The organism is Herpetosiphon giganteus (assembly GCF_016907925.1).
In the GTDB taxonomy this organism is placed as follows: Bacteria; Chloroflexota; Chloroflexia; order Chloroflexales; family Herpetosiphonaceae; genus Herpetosiphon; species Herpetosiphon giganteus.
The window spans coordinates 37,311-43,963 of record NZ_JAFBCZ010000042.1 but is presented as its reverse complement, the minus strand read 5'-3'; the positions used below and the strand labels follow the sequence as shown (position 1 = coordinate 43,963).

The window sequence follows — 6,653 nt, the reverse complement described above, 5'->3', positions numbered from 1 at the left end:
CCCGACGACGAGGGGTTTAAAACTTTTTCCTCTGACGTCATGTCTTCGTCAAACATTTGTTCAACTCACTGCCCCGACGACGAGGGGTTTAAAACTTTTTCCTCTGACGTCATGTCTTCGTCAAACATTTGTTCAACTCACTGCCCCGACGACGAGGGGTTTAAAACGTACAGGCCCTTGCCTGCGATCAGGAGGGTAAGGCCCGTTCATCTCACTGCCCCGCCGTGGAGGGGTTTAAAACAAAAAGTCACTTTGACTTTATGGGAAGCAGTGCTTCGTTCATCTCACTGCCCCGACCGCGAGGGGTTTAAAACCGAAGTCTGGAAGAAACACAGCGATGATGAGTGCGAGTTCATCTCACGGCCCCGACCGCGAGGGGTTTAAAACATGAAGGCACCATCTGATGATTCCAGTAAATACATGTTCATCTCACGGCCCCGACCGCGCAGGGTTTAAAACACGTATTGCCGAACCAAGTGTAGAGAAAATTCTCAAGTTCATCGCACGGCCCCGACCGCGAGGGGTTTAAAACCTATTGGAAGCCCCCAAATGCTACCAACAATCCGATCAAAGTTCATCTCACGGCCCCGACCGCGAGGGGTTTAAAACTTGTAAAGGTTTGGAAAATATTCCCGTGCTGATGCAAGTTCATCTCACTGCCCCGACCGCGCGGGGTTTAAAACACAGTTGGGGCATTCGCGATCCGAATTACATCCACATCGTTCATCTCACTGCCCCGACCGCGAGGGGTTTAAAACTCTTCCCATTCACCATCTTGGAAACTTTCAATGATCGCGTTCATCTCACTGCCCCGACCGCGAGGGGTTTAAAACACCACACCCCGCCGCCCCAGTCGGCGCTGGTTCGGTCAGAGAAAATTCTCAAGTTCATCGCACTGCCCCGACCGCGCGGGGTTTAAAACGAACGATAATGAACCGAGCATTCACACCCTCGGACGTTCATCGCACTGCCCCGACCGCGCGGGGTTTAAAACACGTATTGCCGAACCAAGTGTAGAGAAAATTCTCAAGTTCATCGCACTGCCCCGACCGCGAGGGGTTTAAAACTTAATACCCATTCTCTTCTAGTTGTTGAACTACCCGTTCATCTCACTGCCCCGACCGCGAGGGGTTTAAAACTCTACCGTTTGTTCGTTTCCGCAGTTAGGACAAAAGTGTTCATCTCACTGCCCCGACCGCGAGGGGTTTAAAACGAACGATAATGAACCGAGCATTCACACCCTCGGACGTTCATCGCACTGCCCCGACCGCGCGGGGTTTAAAACTCAGGCGTTGTGCCTTCGTCTTGAGTTAGCTTGTGTTCATCTCACGGCCCCGACCGCGCGGGGTTTAAAACGCGATATTGGCGATACAACCTGTAATCGGTGCCATAGTTCATCTCACGGCCCCGACCGCGCGGGGTTTAAAACCAGGTAGAGCACGGTATCCATTCTCGTCATAGTAAAAGTTCATCTCACTGCCCCGACCGCGCGGGGTTTAAAACGCTCGGCTCACCGCCGCCAGCCATGGATTCAGTTTAGGTAGGTTCATCTCACTGCCCCGACCGCGCGGGGTTTAAAACTCGAGCACGGTTGTGCCATAACCTGTACGCAGTCAATAGTTCATCTCACTGCCCCGACCGCGCGGGGTTTAAAACTCGCGCCGTCCCCGCAGATATCCAGTCGAACCAGCCGTTCATCTCACTGCCCCGACCGCGCGGGGTTTAAAACTAGGTTGTTTCCATCACTTCGCCGTAGACGTAGATTACGTTCATCTCACTGCCCCGACCGCGCAGGGTTTAAAACCTTGTTGGTCTCCATCGAGGTGCTCCTTTTGGGTGTTCATCTCACGGCCCCGACCGCGCGGGGTTTAAAACACGCCAAAGCTGCCAAACCAGCCATCTCGGTCCTCCTAGCTGTTCATCTCACTGCCCCGACCGCGCGGGGTTTAAAACCAGAATAATACACCTACTGGATTTTGTGCGTCGCATTGTTCATCTCACTGCTCCGACCGCGAGGGGTTTAAAACTGAGTTCTTCGGGAGCTTTGCTAGCGTTTTCATCAATGTTCATCTCACGGCCCCGCCGTGGAGGGGTTTAAAACAGTGCACCTCAATATGGCTGAGGATGTTGAAGCGTTTAATGTAGCCCCAAACCTTTGCAAGTTACGCTTGTGGATTTTCCAACATTCGTAAAAATGCGCAGCCCTCTCGACCATAGTGGTCGAGAGGGCTTTTGTTTTGGTTGCAAGCATCGCTTCAAGCTTAGCTTCGTGACCCTTCGTGTTCTTCGTGGTTTCATCCGTCATCGGTTTAGCCACAAATTGCAGAGCTAATTGCCTATAGCCAAAAGCCTATAGCCTCATCCTTCATATTTTCATCCCTCATCCCTCATAATTCATCCTTCATCCTTATCAATCAACGCTCTGCGCCTCTGCGTTAACAGCGTGATCAATTAAGCTTCGTTGGATTATCGTCCCATAACCAATAGCCTCATCCCTCATAATTCATCCCTCATAATTCATCCTTCATCCTTATCAATGTTCTATGTTCTTTTATTCGATGATCAACACTCCACCACTATCGCTCATTTGCGCGCCACCTTGGCTGATGCTCACGCTGTTGCCGTTGCGCTGCACGCTGTAGCCAGTATTTGGCTGCAAGCCAGTAATTAATTGCAGATTGGCAGCGCTTGGCATGCTATATTCGATTGTGGCAAAGGCTTGATTAACATTAATCGGGAACAGCACTACCTGCGAGCCAATTTGCGCCCCAACATAATTGCCCGAAGTCGCCTGAATTAAGCTCACGCTGGCTGGCGTAACGCCACTATCGGTTGCTTGAAGCACTTGCAAAAAGCGCACATCCTGCGGATTACCAGGCGCATCGATCCGCAATCGCACTTTCATCGGGTCGTCGCTGGCAGCAGTATTTTCGACCTGCTGATCGCTGGTGTTGACGGCGGTTAATGTGGCGTTGGCTGGCAATAAACTGGTGATATTCAAACTTTGGCCGCCAGCTGTTGTCATCGTCGCACGATTGGCGTTGATCGTCGCGGGCGTGGGCAGTTGTAGCCACCAGCGTTTGAAACGATTGGCGGTTTGCGACGTGCCCCGATCATAGGTCACAATCGCATCGGGCTTGAGCCAAACAATCGAGCGGCTGGCATGGCTAATGTCGGTCGTTGCCTCATTTTCGCTGTTGTAGAGATTGGTCGCATCGCCCAACGCATAGACAAAACGGCTATCAAGGCTATGCGCGACCAACGTAGGATCACCAGTTGGTACCAAATTCCATTGCGAGCCACGTCGCCAGAGATCGATCCGCCAATCGCTTGGGTCGCGATCAGGTTGATCGTTTTCGAGCGCGATCAGGTTGCGAAATTCGGAGCTAGCAATGCCTTCGGCAATATCGGCATAGCCAGTGCGCGCTTTGGTCAGCCATTCGCCCTTGCGATACCACTCAAAATGGTTGCCATCGGCCTGTTGATGGTCGATAAAATTCCAACTCAGGCTGAAATTGAACCAGCCTGCATCATCGGCCCAGCTGCTACGCGAGAAAATTTTGTGCATGCCCTCGGCGTAAAAATCAAGCGCCATGCTTGGCCGTGGGTCACTCGCCGCAGCCGCAGTTGGGTCAAACAGCATAAAATAGATGATTGCATCGCGAAAATCATTCGGGTTGCCAACCCGCTCAATCAAGCCCTCAGCGCCACCAGGCGGGGTCACGGTTTCGATCCAGCGCACTTTGGCCAAACGTGCAGCATTGCCAGTCCGTTGATCGTACATCCCCAACGAGCCAAAGGCGTTGATAAAATCGACCAAGTGATAGCTCTGAGCATCGCCATACCACGCTGGCTGATAGACCAAGCCATGATTGGGATCTTCGCTTGGATTAGAACTCAGCGAGTGCAAATAGCTGGTGACAAAATCATCCCAAAATGGATTTTCGCTGAGTTTGCAATGCTGGCCACACGTGTCTTTGCCTGCGGTTTGCAAGGCCAGCAAAAATTGAATCGCATAGCTAGCAGTTTGCGGGCTATACTCAAAGCCCTCGGGCAACAGGCCGCCCTTGCTATCGGTGCGGGTCAGATGATCAAAAATATACAGCCAAGCGCCCGTGGCATTATCCAAATAATGACGCAATTGGTTATTGGGGTCGTCGTTGGCATCAAATGCTAATGCCATCATGCCCAAATTGCGCATATGGGCCACAAAATAATTATTGCCCGACCAACGTACTTGCTCCGTGTTGGCAATTAAGCTGGGATCATTGATCACGCCAATTGGCTCTGGATGATGGTAGGCGCGTTGGACAATTTCATCTGACCAGCGCAAAAATACACCGCGAATCGCCGCTTTATCGCTGGCACTCAACACCGGATAAATCCAATCGACGACCAACGGAAAGGCCTCGCCATGCCAGCGCGCGCGGTTGGAATCCTCGGTGAAAAAGCGCGGGCTACGAAATGGTGGGTAGCCAGTCGATTGGGTTTCAGGGCATAAATAATCGTCGTTTTCGGCGGGGCCTTGCGCAGCAATATTAATAATGTACATCAACAAGGTTCGCGCTCGTTGGGCATAATCGGCACGCGCCGCTTCGTTCGGCTCGATCAACGCCATAAAGGCAAAGAGTTCTGCATACATTTCGGTCGGAAATTCTTCATATTCGGTGCTGCCACAATCGCGGCTTGGCACATCCCCAGCATCCATGGTGATTTTGGCTTCCTCAGCCACCAACTTCAAGCCATCACGATAGAGCGGGTTGCTATCGCTGGCCCAGGCTCGCAGCCGAGGCAAATCGGCTTGGGTCAGCCACAAACGCGGGTGAGCATTGGGATCGCCAGTCATTACCACGGGCAAGCTGGTTTTGGTCGCATCGGGCGGCACATTGGTGGCTTCAGGATTAACGCTTACGCTGGTGGAGCCACTTGGAGCTGGTGCTGCAACTCCACAACCCATTAAGATCAGCAGCACAACGAACATTGATATACGTCGCATACATCCTCCAGGGTGAATTAGCGCTTGGCTAAAGGCAAATAAACTTGCACCAACATCGCCGCCGCTTCGACCGCGCCCACATCGCAGCTTGCAACTCGCGCCGCGCCGCGCTGATCGCTCGCTGGGCAAAGGTTGGGGTCGGCACTATTAATTAATGGGCTGGTTGCGAGCGGCGTATAAACAGGCATGGCAATCCGCCCACCATTGACTTGCAACGCCGAAAGCTTGAGATCGCTCGTGTTTTGCTGGTCGCTGGCGCTATCCAAGCCAGCACATGTTCCATCGCTAAAATTGAAGCCCAACGATTGCACAGCGCTGCCGCCACAATTGTTGCTTACGCCCGCTACCACACTATTGCCAATTTGAATAATGCCTGGTTGCTCAGCGGTCAAAGGCGAATCTTCATACAGTTCAGTGCCCGCCAAGGCCAAATTGCCATAAAACGTGCTGTTGGTAATTACTGCATACCGCGCTTTGTGATACAGACCACCGCCAAATTGATCGGCCTGATTCGCGGCCACGGTTACGTTGGTCAAGGTCAAGTTATCATCGGAAGCTTGGTAAATTGCGCCGCCATGGCCAGCAGTTGCCTGGTTGTGAATCAGGCTGGCATTGGTGATGAAGATCGTGCCATTATCGTGAAAAATGCCACCGCCGCCGTTTGTGCCAGTCGCCACATTGCCTTCGATCAGCAGATCGACTAATTCGGCGTGGCTGCCATAGCTGCTGATTGCGCCGCCTTCATCTGCTTGGTTGTCAAGCAAGCGCGAGCGTTTGAGCAACAAACGTCCGCCGCTGTTCCAAATTGCGCCGCCCGTGCCGCTGACAGTGTTGGCTTGCAACAAGCTATCGGTGATCGTCAGGCCGCCAGTATTTTCCAGCGCGCCGCCATAGCCGCCACTATTTTCGAGAAAATTGCTCAATCTGATGGTTGCTGAGGCTTGGTTGTGGATGAAGATTGCGCCGCCATCACGAGCCTGATTCTGGTAAAAGCGCGTATTGTTGATGCTGGTTGGCCCAACGCTATAAATCGCGCCGCCAAACGAGGTAATATTGTTGGTTGGTGCGCTATTCGCCGTAAAATCGCTATTGTCAATCGTTAATCCGCAGCCATCGTTATAAATTGCGCCGCCTGAGGCCGAGCGATTGCCAGCAAAGCTACTGTCGCGAATCGTCAGGCTGCCGCCGCTGCCTTCAAAACAATAGATCGCCCCGCCTTGGTCGGTCGCTTGATGGTTGTTGAAGCGCACCCGATCGAGCACAACCGTCGCCCCAACCAACTCCAAGGCTCCGCCGCCAACTGCTGAGAAACCAGCTTCAAGCGTGAGATTACGCAATGTAAACTGAATGTCGCCATTGGCCACAAACAAACGATTGAGATTGCGCCCGCTCAGCGTGATTTGATTTGCCCCATCAATCGTGGTAGAACTAACCAAAATCTTGTCGCTGCTCAGGTTGATTGTGGCTGGGCCGCCGCAATTAAAGCTGATAGTGCCGCCATTGGTGAGCGCTGCATCAAATGCCGCCTCGCTGCAACTCGCTGGCGTGCCAGTCCCCACAATGCCAGCCATTGGCGCAGCCTGAACCTGAAATGCCAACGCCAACGTACAACACCATAGCAGGAAAATCTTTAAAAAGTGCATAACTACCTCCTTCT

Annotated in this window: 2 protein-coding genes; both read right to left on the bottom strand. The window is 52.6% G+C overall.

Annotated features, from left to right (window positions below):
- Positions 1–2,551: 2,551 nt before the first annotated feature.
- Entirely contained in the window at positions 2,552–4,996 is a 2,445-nt protein-coding gene (locus JOD20_RS24400) for a hypothetical protein (RefSeq protein ID WP_204757783.1), read from the bottom strand.
- A 17-nt stretch (positions 4,997–5,013) separates the two neighbouring features.
- Complete coding sequence (locus JOD20_RS24395; protein ID WP_204757782.1) at positions 5,014–6,639, bottom strand: choice-of-anchor Q domain-containing protein; 1,626 nt, start codon at positions 6,637–6,639, stop codon at positions 5,014–5,016.
- Positions 6,640–6,653 lie beyond the last annotated feature (14 nt).